Origin of the sequence: Pseudomonas sp. NPDC077451 (assembly GCF_044543345.1) — a bacterium.
Taxonomy (GTDB): domain Bacteria; phylum Pseudomonadota; class Gammaproteobacteria; order Pseudomonadales; family Pseudomonadaceae; genus Stutzerimonas.
On sequence record NZ_JBITVX010000022.1, the window covers coordinates 24,405 to 43,141 of the forward strand.

Annotated in this window: 12 protein-coding genes and 1 pseudogene; 3 read left to right on the forward strand and 10 right to left on the reverse strand. The window is 55.4% G+C overall.

The annotated features are described in order from the left end of the window. Positions 1-755: 755 nt before the first annotated feature. Positions 756-1,941, reverse strand: a protein-coding gene (locus ACIGHL_RS21445; RefSeq protein ID WP_446697733.1) for an IS3 family transposase whose coding sequence is annotated in 2 segments (ribosomal slippage) — positions 756-1,626 and positions 1,625-1,941 — 1,188 coding nt in all. Because the reading frame shifts where the segments join, the coding sequence is not laid out codon by codon here. Positions 1,942-2,172: 231 nt separating this feature from the next. On the opposite strand from ACIGHL_RS21445, the gene ACIGHL_RS21450 reads away from it, so the two are divergent. After that, positions 2,173-2,811, forward strand: a complete 639-nt coding sequence (locus tag ACIGHL_RS21450) for a recombinase family protein (protein ID WP_446697721.1) — start codon at positions 2,173-2,175, stop codon at positions 2,809-2,811. 192 nt (positions 2,812-3,003) lie between these two features. Then, positions 3,004-6,276, forward strand: coding sequence for a DEAD/DEAH box helicase (locus tag ACIGHL_RS21455; protein WP_446697722.1), 3,273 nt, complete (start codon positions 3,004-3,006; stop codon positions 6,274-6,276). 198 nt (positions 6,277-6,474) lie between these two features. Here the strand turns inward: ACIGHL_RS21455 and ACIGHL_RS21460 are convergent. The 3 genes and pseudogenes from ACIGHL_RS21460 to ACIGHL_RS21470 form a co-directional block, all read right to left on the reverse strand. Then, positions 6,475-6,648: pseudogene (locus ACIGHL_RS21460) on the reverse strand (recombinase family protein); the annotation flags it as partial. Between the two features lie 185 nt (positions 6,649-6,833). Continuing rightward, a complete protein-coding gene (locus ACIGHL_RS21465) occupies positions 6,834-7,286 on the reverse strand; it encodes a hypothetical protein (protein WP_446697723.1) in 453 nt (150 codons plus the stop codon). A gap of 504 nt (positions 7,287-7,790) precedes the next feature. Beyond that, entirely contained in the window at positions 7,791-8,246 is a 456-nt protein-coding gene (locus ACIGHL_RS21470; protein ID WP_446697724.1) for a hypothetical protein, read from the reverse strand. A gap of 658 nt (positions 8,247-8,904) precedes the next feature. Between ACIGHL_RS21470 and ACIGHL_RS21475 the strand changes: the two genes are divergently transcribed. Next, on the forward strand, positions 8,905-9,234 hold the full coding sequence (locus tag ACIGHL_RS21475) for a hypothetical protein (RefSeq protein WP_446697725.1): 330 nt from the start codon (positions 8,905-8,907) through the stop codon (positions 9,232-9,234). Between the two features lie 996 nt (positions 9,235-10,230). Here the strand turns inward: ACIGHL_RS21475 and ACIGHL_RS21480 are convergent. The 6 genes from ACIGHL_RS21480 to ACIGHL_RS21505 all read right to left on the reverse strand — a co-directional run bounded on the left by ACIGHL_RS21480 (position 10,231) and on the right by ACIGHL_RS21505 (position 18,703). Next, positions 10,231-11,427: a GIY-YIG nuclease family protein gene (locus ACIGHL_RS21480; protein ID WP_446697726.1), complete on the reverse strand. Its 1,197-nt coding sequence runs from the start codon at positions 11,425-11,427 to the stop codon at positions 10,231-10,233. Then, positions 11,420-13,531 (reverse strand): DEAD/DEAH box helicase, encoded by a 2,112-nt coding sequence (locus tag ACIGHL_RS21485; protein WP_446697727.1) that lies wholly within the window; start codon positions 13,529-13,531, stop codon positions 11,420-11,422. The genes ACIGHL_RS21480 and ACIGHL_RS21485 overlap by 8 nt, the downstream gene beginning before the upstream one ends. Before the next feature lie 123 nt (positions 13,532-13,654). Continuing rightward, the gene (locus tag ACIGHL_RS21490; RefSeq protein WP_446697728.1) at positions 13,655-14,665 is read right to left on the reverse strand and encodes a virulence RhuM family protein; all 1,011 of its coding nucleotides are present in this window, start codon (positions 14,663-14,665) and stop codon (positions 13,655-13,657) included. Continuing rightward, entirely contained in the window at positions 14,662-17,463 is a 2,802-nt protein-coding gene (locus ACIGHL_RS21495) for a class I SAM-dependent DNA methyltransferase (protein ID WP_446697729.1), read from the reverse strand. Before ACIGHL_RS21495 ends, ACIGHL_RS21490 begins: the two co-directional genes overlap by 4 nt. A gap of 444 nt (positions 17,464-17,907) precedes the next feature. After that, the gene (locus tag ACIGHL_RS21500) at positions 17,908-18,474 is read right to left on the reverse strand and encodes a helix-turn-helix domain-containing protein (RefSeq protein ID WP_446697730.1); all 567 of its coding nucleotides are present in this window, start codon (positions 18,472-18,474) and stop codon (positions 17,908-17,910) included. Continuing rightward, positions 18,467-18,703 (reverse strand): helix-turn-helix transcriptional regulator, encoded by a 237-nt coding sequence (locus ACIGHL_RS21505; protein WP_446697731.1) that lies wholly within the window; start codon positions 18,701-18,703, stop codon positions 18,467-18,469. The genes ACIGHL_RS21500 and ACIGHL_RS21505 overlap by 8 nt, the downstream gene beginning before the upstream one ends. Positions 18,704-18,737 lie beyond the last annotated feature (34 nt).

Genomic DNA, 18,737 nt, shown 5'->3' on the forward strand with positions numbered 1-18,737 from the left:
TTTGCGGGGCACATCAATACCGCCTCACCGCTATGACGCCGTCCACCTTTGGTATTAGAGATTCGTCAACTTCGCCACCTTGCGCGAGGAGTATCAGCCGGCAATGAACAACGATCAGCCGGGTCAATATCCCGAACTCCTTCTACTTGGGTTCACGGCGGCTACCGCTAGGATCCGTTTGATTCTAAGGAGCTAGCGATATGTCCCATGTTTTGTGTAACCGCTGTAAGCGGCTGATGGTCCCACGCGTTATTTTCAGTCGAAGCGTAGCCGGCCGGTGGGGATGGAGGGTTGGAGGAGGGAAACCGATTTCCAATTGCTGTCCGTTCTGCCTGTCGGAGCACTGGGATGTAGCCGTTGAGCCGAGCCCGCTACGCGGCAGCATTCTGATGAAGCTGCTGAGCATTCCGGTGACCCTAATCATGCTTACTCTGATTATCGGTGCTTTCAGTGAGGTCTCAGACTACCTGGGCGGGTCGGCGATAGTGGAGTGGATTGGCGTGATTGGAGCGTTCGTTGCTACCTATAGATTTGGTCGCTGGTTTGTCAATTGAGTCTTTCGGCAAATGGTGCTTTAGCGACGCAATTTGCGCTTGCAGCAGAAGGTGGACGCCGAAGCTCGGCAGCGGCTCACGCAGTTCGATGGAAGGTACCTAATGCTGAGCTTGCTCCATGATGTACCAACTGAACAGACAGTCATGTTCACGGTGAAGTTGGCTGGACTTGCCCCTATCAAACCTGACACCACAACCCTGTTAAGTTGATGTTACGGCCAACCGCCTGAACTCCCGAGGTGAGCGGTACTTCAGTGCGCTGCGCGGATGCTCTTCGTTGTAGTGTTCAAAAGCAATCGCTAGGTTGCGTAGCGCTGTCTGGCGATCCGGCCGGGGCATGTAGGCGATGTAATCACGCTTCATCGTCTTCACGAATCTCTCTGCCATGCCGTTGCTCTGCGGGCTGCACACTGGCGTGGTCAGCGGTATCAAGCCGATTTCCCGAGCAAAGGCGCGCGTCTGTTCGGCGGTGTACGCCGAGCCGTTATCGCTCAGCCATTGAACCTGAGTGACAGGCAGTGCCTGTCCGAAACGTTTCTCGACGGCTTCAAGCATGACGTCGCGGACGTCGTCACCGCTGTAGCCACTCGGGCTGGCTAGCCAGCTGATAGCCTCGCGGTCGCAGCAGTCCAAGGCAAAGGTCACACGCAGCTTGGCACCATCGTCACAACGAAATTCAAAACCGTCCGAGCACCAACGGGTGTTGCTCGTATCCACCGCTACCCGGCCTTCATGACGACGAGCCACACCGGGCTGCTTGCGGCGTTTCTCCAGCAGCAGGTCATGGTCGCGCATGACCCGATAAACCCGTTTCACATTGACCACCGGTTCGGCCTGCCTACGTAGAAGCGCCCAGACCCGGCGGTAGCCATAGCTGGGCAAGTCGGAGATTGAGGTCTTGATCCGCTCCACCAGAGCCGTATCGTCAGGGATACGCCGACGACGGGCTCCTTTGTCTTCTTTGGCCTGCTTGATTCGAGCCGTCAGTTGCGAGCGCGACACACCGAGACTTTCGCTGACCAGCTTCACTGGTCGTCCCCCCGCAACAAGGGTAAGTGCGCAATCCATTTTCGCAACGGGCGATCTCCACAGCTTCCTTGAGAACTTCCGCTTCCATGGTCTTCTTGCCCAGCATCCGTTGCAGTTCGCGGATTTGCTTCATCGCATCGGCCAGCTCCGAAGCCGGGACTACGGCCTCTCCGGCGCTCACCGCCGACAGGCTGCCATCCTGATAGAGCTTGCGCCAATGAAACAGCTGGTTGGGGTTGATGCCGTGGCGTCGGGCGACCACTGAGACGCTGTGCCCGGGCTCAAGGCTCTCGCGCACCATGGTGAGCTTCTCCTCGACGCTCCAGCGGCGACGCCGCTCCTGGCCGAGCACTTCGATATGTCTGTCTTTGCTGGTAGTCGTAAACACGACCGTTTGGCTATCCCTTATGGTAAGGGGGAAACGGTGTCCGGTGTTTCAGGGGGCTCGTTCATTGGCGAACTCCGGCTCTCACGGCAGCTAGTCATAAACGGTCGTTTATGGCACACCTATTCCAGATGATCTTTTGGGCTTGGGATTCACCACTTTCCTGTCATTTTTCCCGTACCGAAATCAGTGTGAGAAAAACGGATGGCAAAGCGGATTGGGTACGCCCGAGTTTCGACTGATGATCAGAATCTCGACCTGCAGCGAGATGCACTTGCCCTGGCTGGGTGCTCCGTGGTTTACGAAGAGACCATGAGCGGGAAGTCAGCGGATAGGCCGGAGCTGGGGCATTGCCTCAAAGCTCTACGTAGTGGTGACACTCTGGTTGTCTGGCGACTGGACCGCCTCGGTCGTTCTTTGCCTGACTTGGTTGGGATTGTCAGTAGCTTGGAGCGGGAAGGGGTGGCCTTCGAGTCCATAACCGAACGAATTGAGACCACCAGCGCTGCCGGCAAGCTGATATTTCATGTATTCGCTGCCCTGGCTGAGTTCGAGCGCAACCTCATTCGAGAGCGAACCCGTGCAGGACTGGCTGCGGCTCGTGCCCGGGGGAGAAAAGGTGGGCGCAAGCCTGTGCTGGATGATCGTCAGGTACGTGAGATACGAGCTCTTCTCCGAGATCCTGAGATACAGGTAACCGATGTAGCTCGACGGTATGGCGTTTCTCGAACAACGCTTTACCGTTACGTCGGTTCGTCGAAATCATCTTGTAGTGGCCAACCCATCCCGGACGGTGGGGTAAGTTCTTCGACTGCCGCAGGTGGCAGCCCGTCATTGTATTGATGTGTCGACAAGCAAACTATGAGTCTGGTGCCAACGGCTTCTTATTTTGGGCAAAGTCTGCATTATCTGTTCAAGATGGTGTAGTGAGCCTTATCAATACGAATATTCGTCAGCTGCGCCATCATTAGGCCATCTGGCTTACAATCCTCCCCTATGCAGCACCCAGCTAAAGGTAGTTCAAGGAGGATTCTGATGGTTGTGCTCCCACCGGTGGTTTATGAGCAACGCTGTTCTATAGGAAAGATTCGGCATCAGCTACAGCCAGCCATCACTACCCGCGTCGTCAATGAGACCTTGGTGAATGTCTCGCCTCGTGTCAGGGAACGCTTGTGGTTACTCGAATGTGGTAGCCGTGTCCTACTGACCGACCGGCCCAATGTCGCCTTGCCCGACGGCGTGGATGGAATCATTCAGCTACGGGAGGGCAAAGTCGTCTGGAGGACTCATCGTCTCCTCATCGACCTCAAGGCCAGAATTCTCGAATCCAGTTGGGCCGCTGTCGCCTCTGACGCGGTGGAGAGCTGGCAGAGTCAACTTTCATATCGAGCTGAACGACGCGACTCCAATGGGCAAGTGCCAATTGGACAGGAGGGGCTGCGACCGCCTCAGTTGGGCGCGCTCTTTGCTATCGGGGCCCACTGGAGCCTTGATATACAGCCCGCAACGATTGTTATGCCTACCGGCACGGGAAAAACAGAAACGATGCTGGCTACGCTGACGGCGTACGGTAAATCGCCCACCCTTGTGGTCGTTCCTTGGGATCTCCTACGCCAGCAAACGGCAAACAAGTTTCAGAGTCTGGGGCTACTTCGCGCTTTGGGGGTGTTGCCAAACGGCGTCATGAATCCGGTAGTCGGGCTAATCACATCCAAGCCCAAGACACTAGCGGATTTGGACATATTCACCCAATGCAACGTGGTGGTTTCCACCATCAGTTCACTGGCAGTGGAAGCCGATAGTCCGCTCGCTGCTGGGATTGCCCAGCGGTGTAAATCGCTGATACTGGATGAAGCCCACCACGTCCCTGCCAAAACCTGGAGTGGGCTGAGAGCAGCCTTTCACTCGCTGCCCATCTTGCAGTTTACCGCTACGCCTTTTAGGAGGGATGGCGAACTCGTCGACGGGAAAGTGATTTTCAACTATCCCCTTGCCGCCGCGCAGCGCGACGGTTACTTCAAACCAATACATTTCGAACCTGTCCACCAACCAAGCGGTGGCACCCAGGCGGACCAGGCTATCGCCGTGGCAGCGTTAGCTAAGCTGCGACGTGACTTGGACGCAGGACTTAATCATCTGCTCATGGCTCGATGCAGTAGTATCGCCCGTGCGACCTTCGTAGAGCGTCTTTACCAACAACTCGCGCCTGAGTTGCAGCCAATCCTGATTCATTCAAAAATCAGCGACACTGAAGCGCGGCTGGCCGACCTGCGATCAGGGACGTCTAGGGTAGTGATTTGCGTCGACATGTTGGGGGAAGGGTTTGATCTGCCCCAGCTCAAAGTGGCTGCGCTCCATGACAGTCATCGAAGTTTGGCGATCATGCTGCAGTTCATCGGGCGGTTCACCCGTGTGGCAGGGATTGACATCGGTGAGGCGACGGTAGTGGCCAATATTGGCGACCAGGACGTTGCCCACTCACTGGAGCGTCTGTACAGCGAAGACGCCGACTGGAACCAAGTGTTGAGCGAGCTTAGCTCCAATGCAGTTCGGGAGCACCGGGAATTGATCGCTTTCTTGCAAGCATCCGAACGTCTGGATGAGGAAGGCGACTCCCAGATCTCGCTGTCGCCCCAATTGCTTCGTCCGGTCTTCAGCACGGCAACTTACAGGGCCCAACAGTTTTTCCCCGAGCGCTTTCATCACGGACTTTCTCAACATCTTCACATTGAAGGGGTCTGGCTAAACCGGGAAATGCGTACGCTTTACTTCGTTACCCGCGCTGAAAGCAAGGTTCGCTGGACAAATACCAAAGGTGTACTTGATCGTGAGTGGACACTCTTTGTCCTGCACCACAATCCGGAACTCGAATTGCTTTTCCTTTCCTCAACCGATCACAGCTCGCTGTTCCCCGATCTAGCGGAGCAGGTCACAGGGCAAGCTGATCTGATCCAGGGCGAGCAGATGTTTCGAATACTCGGCCATATAAACCGCCTTGTGTTCCAGAATATGGGGGTCAAAAAACACGGGCGACGTAATCTCAGCTACGCAATGTACACAGGGGCCGACGTCGCGATCGCACTCGGTGTGGCCGAACGTAGCGGCTCCGTTAAGAACAATGTCAGTGGCACTGGTTGGGAAAATGGGGAGCGCGTTTCTGTTGGCTGCTCGTACAAAGGGCGGGTCTGGTCGAGGGAGCAAGGTTCCATACCCGCATTTGTTCGTTGGTGCGCGGCGGCTGGTGCCAAACTTCTCGATGACAGCATCGTTGTCGATGACATTATTGCAAACGTCCTCATTCCAAAAGATGTGACAGGGTTTCCAAGCGACAGGCGGGTACTTGCGGTCGAGTGGCCGGCCGAAATTATTGGTATTGCAGAGGACAGGGTCGTACTTACCGCGCCGGCATTACCAAACGGCCTTCCTATCACGTTCGTCGATCTGAAATATCTTGATGTGAAAGGGGACAGCATGAGGTTCGCCCTGAGCTGTGACGAGAACGGCCAGTTTGCCGAGTTCACCTTAACGGTAGGTGGAGAGGCAGGCTTCGTCGTCGCACAGACAAGCGGTGACGCAATCGAGCTTACCATCGGGAGAACGTCAGGAACGCTCAGCCAATACCTGAGCTCATACCCACCGCTAGTGCGGTTTGTCGACCTAAGCGAGCTGGACGGCAATATGCTGATCGAGCCCAAAGACCCCAGGCATCTTGAAATCGGAGAAGAGCGATTCGAGGCTTGGGACTGGGCAGGGGTCGACATCACAAAAGAATCGTACTGGAAAGACGGCATTGCGCGCGCTGATGCTATCCAGTGGAAAGCTGCACAACATTTCATTCAGGGTGATTTCGATATCGTCTTCGACGACGACGGCGCCGGTGAGGCTGCTGATCTTGTCTGTCTCAAGGAGGAGTCGGATCGTATCCGACTTGCGCTGATTCACTGCAAATATTCCGGAGGGAATACCGCCGGCGAGCGCGTGAAGGATGTCGTGGAGGTCTGTTCCCAAGCGATCAGGTCAGCCAAGTGGAAATGGCGCTTTTCTGAGCTCGGCAAACACATGCAAGGGCGCGAGGATCGATTGCGCTCTCTGAACCGTCCAACGCGCTACCTTGCTGGAAATGGGCTGAGGCTAAATGATTTGATCAAGACAGCGCGCTTCAAGCCCATTGAGGCCGAAATTCTCATTGTTCAACCGGGCCTATCTGCTGGTAGTCGTACCGCTGATCAAAATCTTGTGCTGGCAGCCGCTGTCGCGTACCTCAAGGAGACGATAGGGTGTGATATGGACATTGTATGCAGTGGGTAACAGCCGTCCGTAATCCACCTTCAGCATCCCTGCAATAAGGCAATGGTATCCAACAAATGACGTGGGACTACCCTTATCGCAAGGATCGCCATGCGCCAACACGCGTCTTACCCCAAAACCTTCAAGACACCTGCCCTCCCGTTCGTTAGGAGAGCAGGACACTATCGCGGAGCAGCTGATAGCGATTTAGGCCGCTTAGTCAGCCAATAAACGCAGCAACTCGGGACGATCAGCCTGGGTCCCCGATGCGTTCTCAATGTATTGCGCAGCAATGGCCTTGCCATGATCGGCAGCAAACTCCTCCAGGACGGAACGGGCGCGAGCGGCATCCTGCTCGGCGGTGCTGGCTCGAAGGTAAGCGCGGACGAATATGCTTGATCCTCTATGCGTGCCGTTTCAATTTGGGTGTTTCAGAATAAACGTTTCATTTTGGGGGCTACTTATCTGGCGATAAGAATGCATTTGTGTTATCCGCCTGTATCAGCTGGTGCATACACGTAAAAACGTCTGGATAGATGGCGACGCGGGCCTGCCAAGGCTCCCGCCCAGGGGAGCGGTTATCGCGAGGTAGTCCTTTTATCGAGCATAACGATCATCCTGAAGCCAACACTGACAACAACAAGCATCGTCAGCGGAATCAGCAGTATCGCCCCAACCACACGATCCGCAGCTCCCAATTGGTGAGGCTCGGCAAGCAGCAGCGAAATTGAATTGGCTAGGATGGCCAACGCGCCTAGTGTGATGAGCGAAGAGATTTTCCAGTGCTGCCGGACAAGCGTCCGCAACTGTCCAGCAAAGTTGGCGATTATCACAAGCATTGGAGGCATTACCATCAACATCAACAGCGCTGGCGCGCCCCGCACAAAGAATCCATGCTGACGACTTTCCTCCAGCGGCAGGCTCGCGAGGTACCAATGTGTCCAGAGCGCATAGCCGTTCAGCATCAACAGTAGAAATAGAAGAATGTAGGTTGTAGCCAATGCTTTGATTTCTGAAGTTTTGGACCGCATGATCTTCTCCAATACTTGCGATTCTTGATGTACCAGCACTTAACCGGCTCAAATCTTTGCCACACAGCAATTTTCATTGACGACGGCTGCCTAACCCCACGCCAGTCAACAGGCTCCAGCTACAGCTAGGGCGACTCAGGTAACCGGCCCCAGGCGGCCAGTCGAAGCCACCTCTGGATCGTTGGTCCACTCAAACGGTCGCGGCTGCCGTTAGGTGCGCACTGGCTTGGTTGCGCAGTCACGGCGGCGCCCATTCCCGAAAGCCAGATTAAGAGGCAGCCTCCTAGCGCCATCTCGGGCGCAGCCTGTAGGGGTCGCAGCCATGTCCAGTGCCGAAATGCTCTAGAGCTGAGGTAGTGGAATCGCCGCACGAGGCCGCTGTACTCAATCCGTGTATCAAACCTCCAATCCAGCTGTGGAATTCCCAAAGCAAATGCCAGAGTGGAGCTCACCCTAGCCCCGTTGGCGATATGCCCACCTCCCCCGGAGTGTTCGTCCCAGCGTTCAATCAAAACCGAAGGCAGAAAAGCTGTCCCCGAAGTCGCTCATGTCATGATCGAACGACAGGATGTCGCTCATCGTGTCCATGCCATATGCGTTGCCCATGACATCGAAACAGCTGTCCATCATGGGCATTCCGTTGGCTGGGTTGATCCAGCTAACTCCCATGGACTCGAAGCTGCCGGCCAAAAGAACCGATGCGAAACTATCAGTTTGAAACAGCTCGGCCGGATCGGTTTGGCTCGTATTCGCATCATGCAGAGTGCTGAAGGAGATACTCGGGTCACCCCCATCTAACAGCGAGTCGAACATCTGCCACCGTCGTTCATGGCGAATACCAAGGCCGTCGTGCACCACGACCGCTCTTCCCTGGTTGGGATGAATGATGGTCGTGTACGCCGGTTTGGCTGGCTGGACGATGGCAGTGAACAGGCTGGCGAGGTGGCTGAATAGGTTCATGGCTGGCTCCTTGGTTATAAGTACCTACAGCGTCTCCCGTGTTTGAAATAACCCAAATTTGATCAGGCGAGAAGGTGTTGAAATTCAAGCGAGCCTCGCGCCTAGCTGGTCGATTATGACCAAAGCGGTGGTGAGGAGCGTGGACGGACGGCGCACCGGCAATGGCGGTGAAATTCACAGTCGCAATCTAGGGCAAACCGGCGTCGTTGCCGTAGCGGATGTGTAACGGCAATAGATATTTAATAAAGCTGGGCCGAACAGTTGCCGTTGCCGCAGTGGATGCGTAACGGCAACGGTAGTTTTATGCCTGCTGTAAACCTGGCTGTAGGGGCATTAAATCGACAATATTCTTGTAGGTTTAGGCCTTTTTCGCGATGCGCCGCATGCCATCCTTTCTGCCTCGATGAGCTGGTGAGAGCGTTCAGTGAAAAAATTACGGGTAGATTGCGCGCTAGACGAGACGTATGCGGGACTGTATGAGGATGCCATGGCTGTCGCTGCGTCGTATCTTCAATGTGCTAAGAGGGAAATTGCGCGAACTCAAGCCGACGATTTGAGGGTGCATTATCTAATTACCGTCCGCGTCAAAACACCTGGGTGTTGGGTGGCGTATTGGTGTAAGTCGGTAAGGGTGCGGGACACGGAAATAAGCCATGCCATGGCAAGCAAGTTCCGCAAAGGGTCAAAGCCGGAAAACGGGGCACGCTTCACGATTGAGCTCACCAAAGGTAAGGGATCAGCCTACCGGGCCAGCACATTTAAGGTACTGCCTAAGGCGTTGCGGGAAATCGCTCTTTACCATGAGCGGCTACTTGGCGAGCTCCGCAAAGCTGCGCATGCAAACCGCCTCAAAAAGCGGGCGTTGGCCTACCGCCTAGAAAGGGACAGCAAAGTTTCTGCGGCGTGCAAAGAGGCCTTGATGGCGCTTGAATTTGCACAGTCAGTGATTGCCGATCAACACAGCCAGCAAGGCGCAGAAGGCGACTGAGACGGAGATCCCTTCTCGGCGTTTCTGTCGTGGTCAATCTCAGCCTTCTACTCACACGTTCCTGAGGTTTCTCGTGGGTGGAAAAGAAATTTTCCTGAGGGTGGAAAGCCGTGGCACTTTCCACATTGGGAAAGTCTGTAACCCAGTAATGGCGGGGATTTCAGCGACTTTCCACTCTCACCTTTCCACTGTATTCGAGGGTGGAAATTCGAGGGTGGAAAGAAATTGTCCTGAGAGTGGAAAGTCGTGGCGCTTTCCACGTTGGTGGAAAGTCTGCAACCCAGTAATGGCGGGGTTTCAGCGACTTTCCACTCTCACTTTCCACTGTATTCGAGGGTGAAATTCGAGAGTGGAAAGAAATTTTCCAGAGGGTGGAAAGTCGTGGCACTTTCCACGTTGGTGGAAAGTCTGCAGCCCAGTGATGGCGGGGGTTTCAGCGACTTTCCACTCTCACTTTCCACTGCTTTCGAGGGTGGAAATTCGAGGGTGGAAAAAAATTGTCCTGAAGGTGGAAAGTCGTGGCGCTTTCCACGTTGGTGGAAAGTCTGCAACCCAGTAATGGCGGGGGTTTCAGCGACTTTCCACTCTCACTTTCCACTGTATTCGAGGGTGGAAATTCGAGGGTGGAAAGAAATTTTCCTGAAGGTGGAAAGTCGTGGCACTTTCCACGTTGGTGGAAAGTCTGCAACCCAGTGATGGCGGGGTTTTAGCGACTTTCCACTCTCACCTTCCTCTGCTTTCGAGGGTGGAAATTCGAGGGTGGAAAGAAATTTTCCTGAAGGTGGAAAGTCGTGGCGCTTTCCACGTTGGTGGAAAGCGGGTAACCCAGTAATGGCGGGGGTTACAGCCACTTTCCACTCTCACCTTCCGTCGATGTTGCGGCTCCGCACAGTTTCCACTATCACAAAAAATATACGAACCCATTCCTTACAGATATTTAGAAGAGAGGGATTTTTTGGTTCCACTGCGTCGCGAAGCGTAGACTTCGAAAGTGCGTCAGGAGCATCTCAGTAGGCTAGCCGTTTGCGGGTCATACCTAACATTGGTAATCGAACCATCCCGAATACGCTCAACCGCCTCATCGATTACATGCAGTGGCACCAGGAACCACTCCCTCGGCTTAACCGGTCGACCAAAGCGGTCTTCAATGGTCAAGTCCAGCTGTGCCGCGCCGAACAGGCGGTGGAAGATGTTTTCCAGCCTGGTGCGGTTCAGGTTATGCAGTTTGTAAGTCGCGACCACTTCCACATCAGCCAGCAGGTAGGTGGCGTCTTTGTCTGCGCCTGCGATACGGGTTTCTACTCGGCCTCCGGTTACGCCGATCTTGTGGATCAGCTCGCGGTGCTCGGCTACGAAGGTGTGGTTGGACTGGCTGCGCAGCACATAGATAGTGCCGCTTTCTATGTCGTCCGGCTCGGCGATGTCGCTGAACAGTGGGCCTGAGTCGGCCTTGATCAGCCGAGATCCGGCACGCCCCTCACTGTCTTTGTAAAGCGCCCGCTGCAGGGATCGTAGCAACAGATCGCTTTCCGTCTCATTGGAGTAGATAACGCGTAAACGCCCATTGGTCTCCGCATTCGGCGTTTTGTAGGTGTCTCCGACTTCGGCGACGTAGGCAATGAGCCCGCTCAGAATGAAGAAGTCTCCAGCCTCAATACTGGCATTCTTGCCAAAAGGCTTGGTCACCCAGCGTTTTTGCTTCAGGCCTGCTTCCACTTCATCAAACAGCGGCTTGAACTTCTCGAAGTCTTTACATGGGTTACGAGCGGCCATCTCTTCTGCCGCCTTTATTGCCGCACTGGAGCGTACATGCCGCAGTACGGTGATGTCGTCCTGGTCGGCGGACTCACTGCCAATGCCCAGCTCGGCGAGCAAGGCGTCCTCATCCAGGTCATCCACATTAGCCGTGGTGACCGCAGTGTCTGAGAGTAGGCCGTGACTATCGAGGCCGGCTAGAAGGGCTTGTGCCTCCGGCAGCTTGCGCAGCTGATCCAGGCGCACGGCATACAGGCGCTCGAAGATATCGCGGTCTTCGCCATGTAGTGGGGCACGGCCGTGGGTCTGATAGAAGCGCTGAATGTCCTCGAAGCCAGCGATGATGCGTTCTTCACGAGGGCTTCGAGTGACTGTCTTGAGCGTGGGGACTTCTACCCCCAGGGCATCCAGCAGGTCGTCATCGTTCATATCAGCCATTGGAGGATTCCCCCTGCGCCGCTTTGGCTTGGGCACGGTAGCGTGCCAATGCGGCTACGCCTTCAGCCAGGCGTTTTTCCCAAGCATCGGCGGAGTTGATGTCGGGAAGGCGGCCGCGCTCGTTCTTGAACTGCAGGGCACGCTTGGCCAGCTCACGCGCTTCGTCTTCGGGAATGCTCACCTTCTTGGTTGCAATGCTGGCTTGCACTTGGCGCAGAGATTTTTCATCCATCGCCTTTGCCAACACTGCATAGGCAGCATCGAAGGGGTTAATCCGGTCGATCAAATCAATATCCAGCTCGCGCACGTTTACGAACTTGCGCACGCCATCCAGCAGCGCAGTGCTGCCCTGCACATTGTCGCTACCGTTAGCATCTGCCTGCGCTAGAGCCAGCTTGGCCTGCTGGGTAATGTTCATGGCGGCGATGGCATGCTGGCGAATTGCTTCCTGGTCAACGTCGCTCAAGTCCGGGTAACGCTCGCGCACGATCTTGCCCATGCGCAGTTGAGTCAGCTCTTCCGGCAAGGTGTTTTCCTTGTCGAACAGGCCGCGCTCCAGCACGGTTTTGTCCTGCAGGAAGCTGGTTACTACTTCGTTCAAATCTTCTTTGCAGATGCGCGTGGCTTCTGTGCTCTGCGGTGTGGTCAGGCCATTGATCTCGACATGGAACTGGCCCGTAGTTTCATTCACACCCAGGTTGGTGCCACCCGTTTGATACCCCTCCGGCCCGTAATTGAAGCCCTCTTTCGGCCCGGTGTCTTTCGGGGTGAACTCATAACGCGGGGCCAACACCTGCTCCATCAGCAGGCTGGCGGAAATGGCCTTGAGCATATCGTTTACCGCTTCGGCTACAGCAGCTTGATCAGCCATTGGCTCGGCGATCAGGTTGGTGAAGCGCGAGCGCTCTTTGCCCTCGGCGTCGCGGGTGGCACGGCCAATGATCTGCACGATTTCGGTCAGGCTCGAACGGTAGCCGATGGTCAGCGCATGCTCGCACCAGATCCAGTCAAAGCCTTCCTTCGCCATGCCCAGCGCGATGATCACATCCACGTTGTCGCGGTTGTTCTTCTGCGCCGGGTCTTTCAGTGCGCCGAGCACTTTGGAGCGCCTGGCCGCATCGCTGTCATCCACCAGGTCGGCCACTTTCAGCGTGCGGCCATCTTTGGCTTTGATCAGATGGAAGCCGGTGGCAGGGTCGACACCCTGCCAATCGCCCAGCGAACTCATGATCTCGTTGACCTCGCGTTCCTTGTCTTTGAGGCTCTCGCGGGCATTTACGTTGGGGATATGGACGATGGTTTTCAGCGCCGGGTCCAGCACCTTGGCCACCGCATCCACGTATCTCCCGGTGTAAAAGAAGTAGCCAATATCCAGCGACTTGAGCCAGCGATAGCCGTTGAGCTGCTCGTAGTAGGTGTACGTCACTGTCTCAAATTTGTTCTCTTCCGACGGGGCCAGCACGGCCTCGCTGTCACCACGGAAGTAGGAGCCGGTCATGGCCACCAGGTGCACCTTGTCGCGGTTGATGAACGCACTCAGCTGGCTGCCCAGCTTGTTATCCGGGTTGGCGGAGACGTGGTGAAACTCGTCGATGGCAATCAGGCGGTTGTCGAAGGCGTCGATGCCCAACTCTTCCACGGCAAAGCGGAAGGTGGCATGGGTGCAGACCAGCACCTTGTCGCTACTGTTCAGGAAGGCGCGCACGGCGTCCACTTTTGACTTGGCCACACGCGGCTCATCGATGCCTGGGGCATTGCACAGGTTCCACTGTGGGGCCACCTGCCAGTCCCAGTAAAAGCCATGTTGGCTCAGTGGTTCATCGGCAAAGCTGCCGCCAATGGAGCGTTCTGGCACCACCACAATGGCCTGCTGCAGGCTCTGGTTATTCAGCTTATCCAGCGCGATAAACATCAGTGCGCGGGACTTGCCCGATGCCGGGGGCGACTTGATCAGCAGGTACTGTTCGCCGCGCTTGGTATAGGCGCGCTCCTGCATGGTACGCATGCCCAGCTCATTGGCCTTGCTGGATGCCCCAGTGTGCGCTGTAGCAATGGATACTGACGGCACCGTGTAGCTGTTGGTCGGGTTGGTCTGTTCTGTCATGGCGATTCACTGCTCATCGGTGAGCTAGCGTCCTTAATTTGTCCAGCAGGTTGTTGGACAAATGGGGGGGCTAGCGAATATATGCACGTGTCATGGGCTTTCACAGCCGGCTGAGCAATTGGCTCAGGGCTTCTCTACCCGATGCTTGATGCTGTGTTCGAGCTGCTCAATTTCCTTGAGGTCGTCAGTATCGGCTTGCGCACGTTCGGCCTCCTTTCGCTGCTGGTCAAACAGCTCATAGCGCTCATGAACAACGCGCTCCATTCGTTCTCGGCTGACCGCCCCAGCGCCCTCAAGAATGGGTTGGTCATTAAATGCCAGCATCTTGTCCACATTGTTGCGCCAGAACGCCAGGCTCAAGTCTTGGCGCTGCTTGACCCGCAGCTCGGCCTGTTCCAGAAAGATCACCACCAGGCGATTGAGCGTGTCGATTTCATCGGCCGTCAGGTAATTCTTGGCGATGATTACATCCTGCTTGCGCACGCGTGAGCCGCTCCAGGTGGTCAACGCCATATTCGGTTCACTGGGATTGGCGCGTTTCACCACCAACTCAGCAGCGGTGTGGCCGGTTGTGGCGTAAAGCAGCTTGTTCTGCACCTCGGCAAAGAACAAGGCGGTTTCCTGCTCGTGTGCCCGATAGTCGGTACTCAGGGCAAACAGCTCGCGCACCTTCTGATAGAAGCGTTTTTCCGAGGCGCGAATATCGCGGATGCGTGCCAGCAGCTCATCGAAGTAATCCCAGCCGCCAGGATTCTTCAGGCGCTCATCGTCCATGACGAAGCCTTTGAGCAGAAACTCCTTGAGGTGAGTGCTGGCCCACTGACGGAACTGGATGCCGCGAGGTGAGCGCACCCGGTAGCCGATGGCCAGGATCAGGTCGAGGTTGTACTGGGTCAGCTTACGGCGCACTTGGCGTCCGCCCTCGGTTTGAACTGTCAAGGATTCCTTGACAGTTGGTGCCGGGCTCAACTCTCCGTCCTCGAAGATGTTTTTCGCGTGAAGGGAGACATTCTGCTTGGTGGTTTGGAACAGCTCGGCAAGCTCCAGCTGACTTAACCAGACGCTCTCGCCCTCCACCCGCAGCTGCAGCCGGGTCTGACCGTCGTCCGAAGCGTAGAGAATCAGCTCGCTCATGCGTTTTTCCCTCGTGGCTTTTTCGGCGCGGCCATCGCCGTATCAGCTGTCATCTTGGTGTAGAGGTCAAACAGCTTTTCCAGCCGTTCGGTGTCGTTTCTAAAGCGACGACCGATATAGATACGCTCCAGCACTTCATCATTGCGCTCGTGGGCGTGGCGCAGGTTGTCCGGCATTCGGCTAACGCCATCTTTGACTTCATAGAGATCGGCGATGGTGGCGGGGAAGTGATCTTCGCGGGCTAGCAGGATAGCCTCGGCACAGGCAGTCAAGTCAGCTTTGTTTTGTTCGGTAAGCAGCGGTACGGGGAAGGTGTTCCAACCGAGAACATTGGAGTATCTGTACCGAGTTTCAAGTTGACCGCAGACCGTGGATATCCACACTAAATGAACTCGAGATGTGAGTAGAGCAAGCTGCCAGAGTGGGGCGTCGAACATAGCGAAGGCCTCACTAGACACGATGCTTTCTGCGCTTAGTAACCCTGCTGGGAGATACGCTCGCGATTCAGAAGATGTTCTTGGCATCACAAGGGTTTGCGTAAGCCCAGTATGCATTTCTCGCATTTGATGTGATCGAGCAGCCAGCGCACGTCCGCCACTATCCGTACTCTTTGATCGCATGACCCGAACAGCATCTATCCGAGCTCGAATGGTAGGTATTTGCATCGCGCTCGTCAGATGGGCATCTTCGATCCAGAGGCAGTATCTTTCCAAATTACCAATGAACTCTTTAGAGCCATAAATTCGACGGATCAGGCGTTTCTGCTCTAGGTCGGATAATTCGAGATCCTCCAGCTCCTGCCGTGTGAGCAGAAGATTGCCTCCGTCGTATGGCATGTTGCCAAGATCCATTGCTGTCAGATCGCTTAGCGGCGACGAACGTTTCTCAACTAAAACATCTGCACCACCGACCAAGTACGCGTTGATAAATGGAACGTCTTTGGAAAGAACCGTACCCTCGTCTGAGACAGAAAAGAGTTTCCTTACACCACTCGTGTTTTTTGAAAGCCCAATAATCGCTACGGTGACGCCAGCATTCTTACTTGCCAGATTCGACCATTTGAAGGACGTATGCGCAAAGCTGATGTTCTGTCCTGAGCTGAAGATAGGTGGCCAAATTAGAGGTACTTGATGACCTTGGCATAACGAGTTCGTCGAAACTAAAGCGCAGGCTGAGTTGGTCTTATTGCCATAGTGGGTGGCCTTCATGAACCAACAACCCACATAATCGATATACCCGTGTTTTACTCCTAACGGTCCAAATATTGACTCCATGTCATCAAGCTGCTGAGGTGTCTTTTTGCCCTTTCCTGCGTATGGAGGGTTTCCGCAGATATAGGTTTCACCGCCTTCGTTCTCGAAGTCGATTTCTGTCTGATCCAAGGGGGTGTTGAACAAGTCATCACCTACGACTTTCACGCCCGTTCCCGTGGGCGGGCAGATGCTCAGCCAGTCCAGGCGTAGCGCATTTCCGCAAACAATCCAGTTCTGCGAATCAAGTGGCAGAAATTCTGCCAGCGCATCCTGTTGCCCGCGATACAGCACGTCGCACTGAAACTCGGCAATGATCAGCGCAAGACGGGCAATCTCTGCCGGAAAGTCCCTCAGTTCTATGCCGCGGAAATTGGTCAGCGGGATTTCCGATTTATTGTTGGCCTCGCCTCGACGGCGATTGATCTCCGCTTCGATCTCGCGCATCTGCTTGTAGGCGATGACCAGAAAATTTCCGGAGCCGCAGGCTGGATCGAATACGCGAATATGTGTCATACGCTTGCGCAGGTTCAGCAGCTTGGCCCTGTTGTCGCCAGCTGCCTCTAGTTGCGCCCGTAGATCATCCAGAAACAGTGGGTTCAACACCTTCAGGATATTGGGCACGCTGGTGTAGTGCATGCCCAGTGCGCCGCGCTCCTCATCGTCGGCCACTGCCTGGATCATGCTGCCGAAGATGTCTGGGTTGATTTTTTTCCAGTTCAGCCTGCCCGCGTGCAGCAGGTAGGTACGTGCAATCCGCGTAAAGCGCGGCACCTCGGTGCTGCCGGAAAACAAGCCGCCATTTACATAGGGGAAAATGTTGGCCCAGTTGGACAAGCGCGGTTGAGCGGTCGCGCGCTCAGCCAGCTTGATGTTCATGGCTCGGAAGATTTCCGATAGCACTTGGTCGGTGTTGGAGCCATCGCGCTCGGTGAACTGCTCTACCGTTTTGGTGAATAGACTATCGCCATTGAAAATGTTGGTGTCTTCGGCAAAGAAGCAGAACACCAGGCGCGCCATAAAGTGGTTCATGTCCGCGCGGCGCTCAGCCTTGGCCCAGTCCGGGTTCTCGTTCAACAGCTCAACGTACAGCTTATTCAGGCGGCTGGTGGCGCGCACGTCGATGGGGTTGTCTTTGATCTCCTTGATGGTGGAGATGCCAGCCAGCGGCAGAAGGAAACCAAAGTGGTTAGGAAAGTCCGGGTAGTCACAGGTGACGGTTTCACCGGTGATCAGCTCTTCGGCTTCCAGCGTTTCCCCGTCAGTTGCAAGGATGAACTTGGCTTTGGCCTTGGTGGTGGCCGGGCTGGCACGCAACGCCTTGAGCGTGTCGCCCACGTTGCCAGACTTGCATGTGGCGATATGAATGTTGCTGCGCAGTAGTACGCCGCCCGGTACGTCCGAGGCGTTATTGTTCCCAGCGCGCAGGCGCTTGAGCGCGGTTTCCTTGTTGCCGAATGCGGCCAGGAAAGTGAACGGAAACACCCCCGCGTCAAATGGCTCTAGCGCCAGGTCAGAAATGGCGGACTCAATTTCTACTGCATTCATGGTTTACCACTGTCCAGATCGCTGATGCGCGATAGCGACTTTAGCCGCTGAGTTTTCTCGGTGATGGCTACTGCTAGGTTGGCACATGAGCTGTATTGGCTAGGCTTCGACATCGGATACGTCGCTGCTACAGCTGCACCGTCGGCTCAAGAGTCAGTGACCAAGCAATCGACCATCACATAGTGGCGGGATGATAAGGGAGACGCCTACGTAATGCGAAAACAACGGATGAGGACCTGAGCGAACGAGACAGGTCTTCGTCTTCCTGGTTGGGTGAAGCCCTGGATGTCATCTCGCATTTCCGGTTGTTCTATAAGTTTATTTCTCTACTCTCTTTAGTGGCTCAGGGTGAGCTGGGTTTAGCCTCGATTGGGCGCTGAGAGAGCCCCTTCAGGTGCGCACACAGCTCAGAGTGATGCGTATCACTCTGAGCTGTGTATAACTTCATTGCGACCGGTTGAGATGTTTGCGTAGCGTTTTGGCGATGCTGGGGTCAAGTTGATCTAGGTCGATGCTTCGGGTGTCCTCGACCTGGGAATTACCTCCGGCCAGGTTGATTTGTATATTTAGGCGCTCGATGTTCAGGATCTGAGTGCCTGCGAAATCGCCGGTGAGCATTGTTTTTTTGAGCTCGGAAACGGCATGTTGAGTACGGCTTGGCACGTAGTCCCAGGTTGCTACGGTGTGAGGTAGGTCGGCCTCAGTGATCTGGACCTTTTCGCGTAGGGTGTAGTGATTGGATCGGCCGGTTTTTGTCTTTGTGATGAGGCCTGCTGCTTGGAGCACTGCCAATGCACGTTTGACCTGTGCTGGGCTGACGCCGGATTTTTCAGCGATCAGTTCGATGCCCGGATACGCTATGCCGGAGTGATAATTGGCATGGGCCTTAATCACTGCATAAACCGTAAACGCGTAGGGTCCGATTCGGGCCACCTCACCGTGATCGACCATTGCCTTGAACAAATGAAACCACTGGGTCTGCGCGCGCAGTGGGGATGGTACGTTAGTCATTGTTATGCACCCCACGCAGCTGTACGCGCGGCCGACTCAGGATCCAGGCAGATATTTCGGTGCTGAGCCAGCCGACTGACCTGCTGCTGCCCAGATCATATGGCGCGGGGAACCTGCCAGCGGCAATATCACGGTAAATGGTGGAGCGTTTTTTCCCAGTAGCCTTTTCAACTTCCGGTAAACGCAAAAATCGGAGTTCCTCAACCTCAGATGCGGTACGTTGTGCCATTTTTCAGTGCTCAAGCTGTGGCGTCGCAACGGCC

Bases quoted from the DNA above. Each gene is read 5' to 3' on its own strand.
- ACIGHL_RS21450 (WP_446697721.1), top strand. From the start codon at position 2,173: ATGGCAAAGCGGATTGGGTACGCCCGAGTTTCGACTGATGATCAGAAT.
- ACIGHL_RS21455 (WP_446697722.1), top strand. From the start codon at position 3,004: ATGGTTGTGCTCCCACCGGTGGTTTATGAGCAACGCTGTTCTATAGGA.
- ACIGHL_RS21465 (WP_446697723.1), bottom strand. From the start codon at position 7,286: ATGCGGTCCAAAACTTCAGAAATCAAAGCATTGGCTACAACCTACATT.
- ACIGHL_RS21470 (WP_446697724.1), bottom strand. From the start codon at position 8,246: ATGAACCTATTCAGCCACCTCGCCAGCCTGTTCACTGCCATCGTCCAG.
- ACIGHL_RS21475 (WP_446697725.1), top strand. From the start codon at position 8,905: ATGGCAAGCAAGTTCCGCAAAGGGTCAAAGCCGGAAAACGGGGCACGC.
- ACIGHL_RS21480 (WP_446697726.1), bottom strand. From the start codon at position 11,427: ATGGCTGATATGAACGATGACGACCTGCTGGATGCCCTGGGGGTAGAA.
- ACIGHL_RS21485 (WP_446697727.1), bottom strand. From the start codon at position 13,531: ATGACAGAACAGACCAACCCGACCAACAGCTACACGGTGCCGTCAGTA.
- ACIGHL_RS21490 (WP_446697728.1), bottom strand. From the start codon at position 14,665: ATGAGCGAGCTGATTCTCTACGCTTCGGACGACGGTCAGACCCGGCTG.
- ACIGHL_RS21495 (WP_446697729.1), bottom strand. From the start codon at position 17,463: ATGAATGCAGTAGAAATTGAGTCCGCCATTTCTGACCTGGCGCTAGAG.
- ACIGHL_RS21500 (WP_446697730.1), bottom strand. From the start codon at position 18,474: ATGACTAACGTACCATCCCCACTGCGCGCGCAGACCCAGTGGTTTCAT.
- ACIGHL_RS21505 (WP_446697731.1), bottom strand. From the start codon at position 18,703: ATGGCACAACGTACCGCATCTGAGGTTGAGGAACTCCGATTTTTGCGT.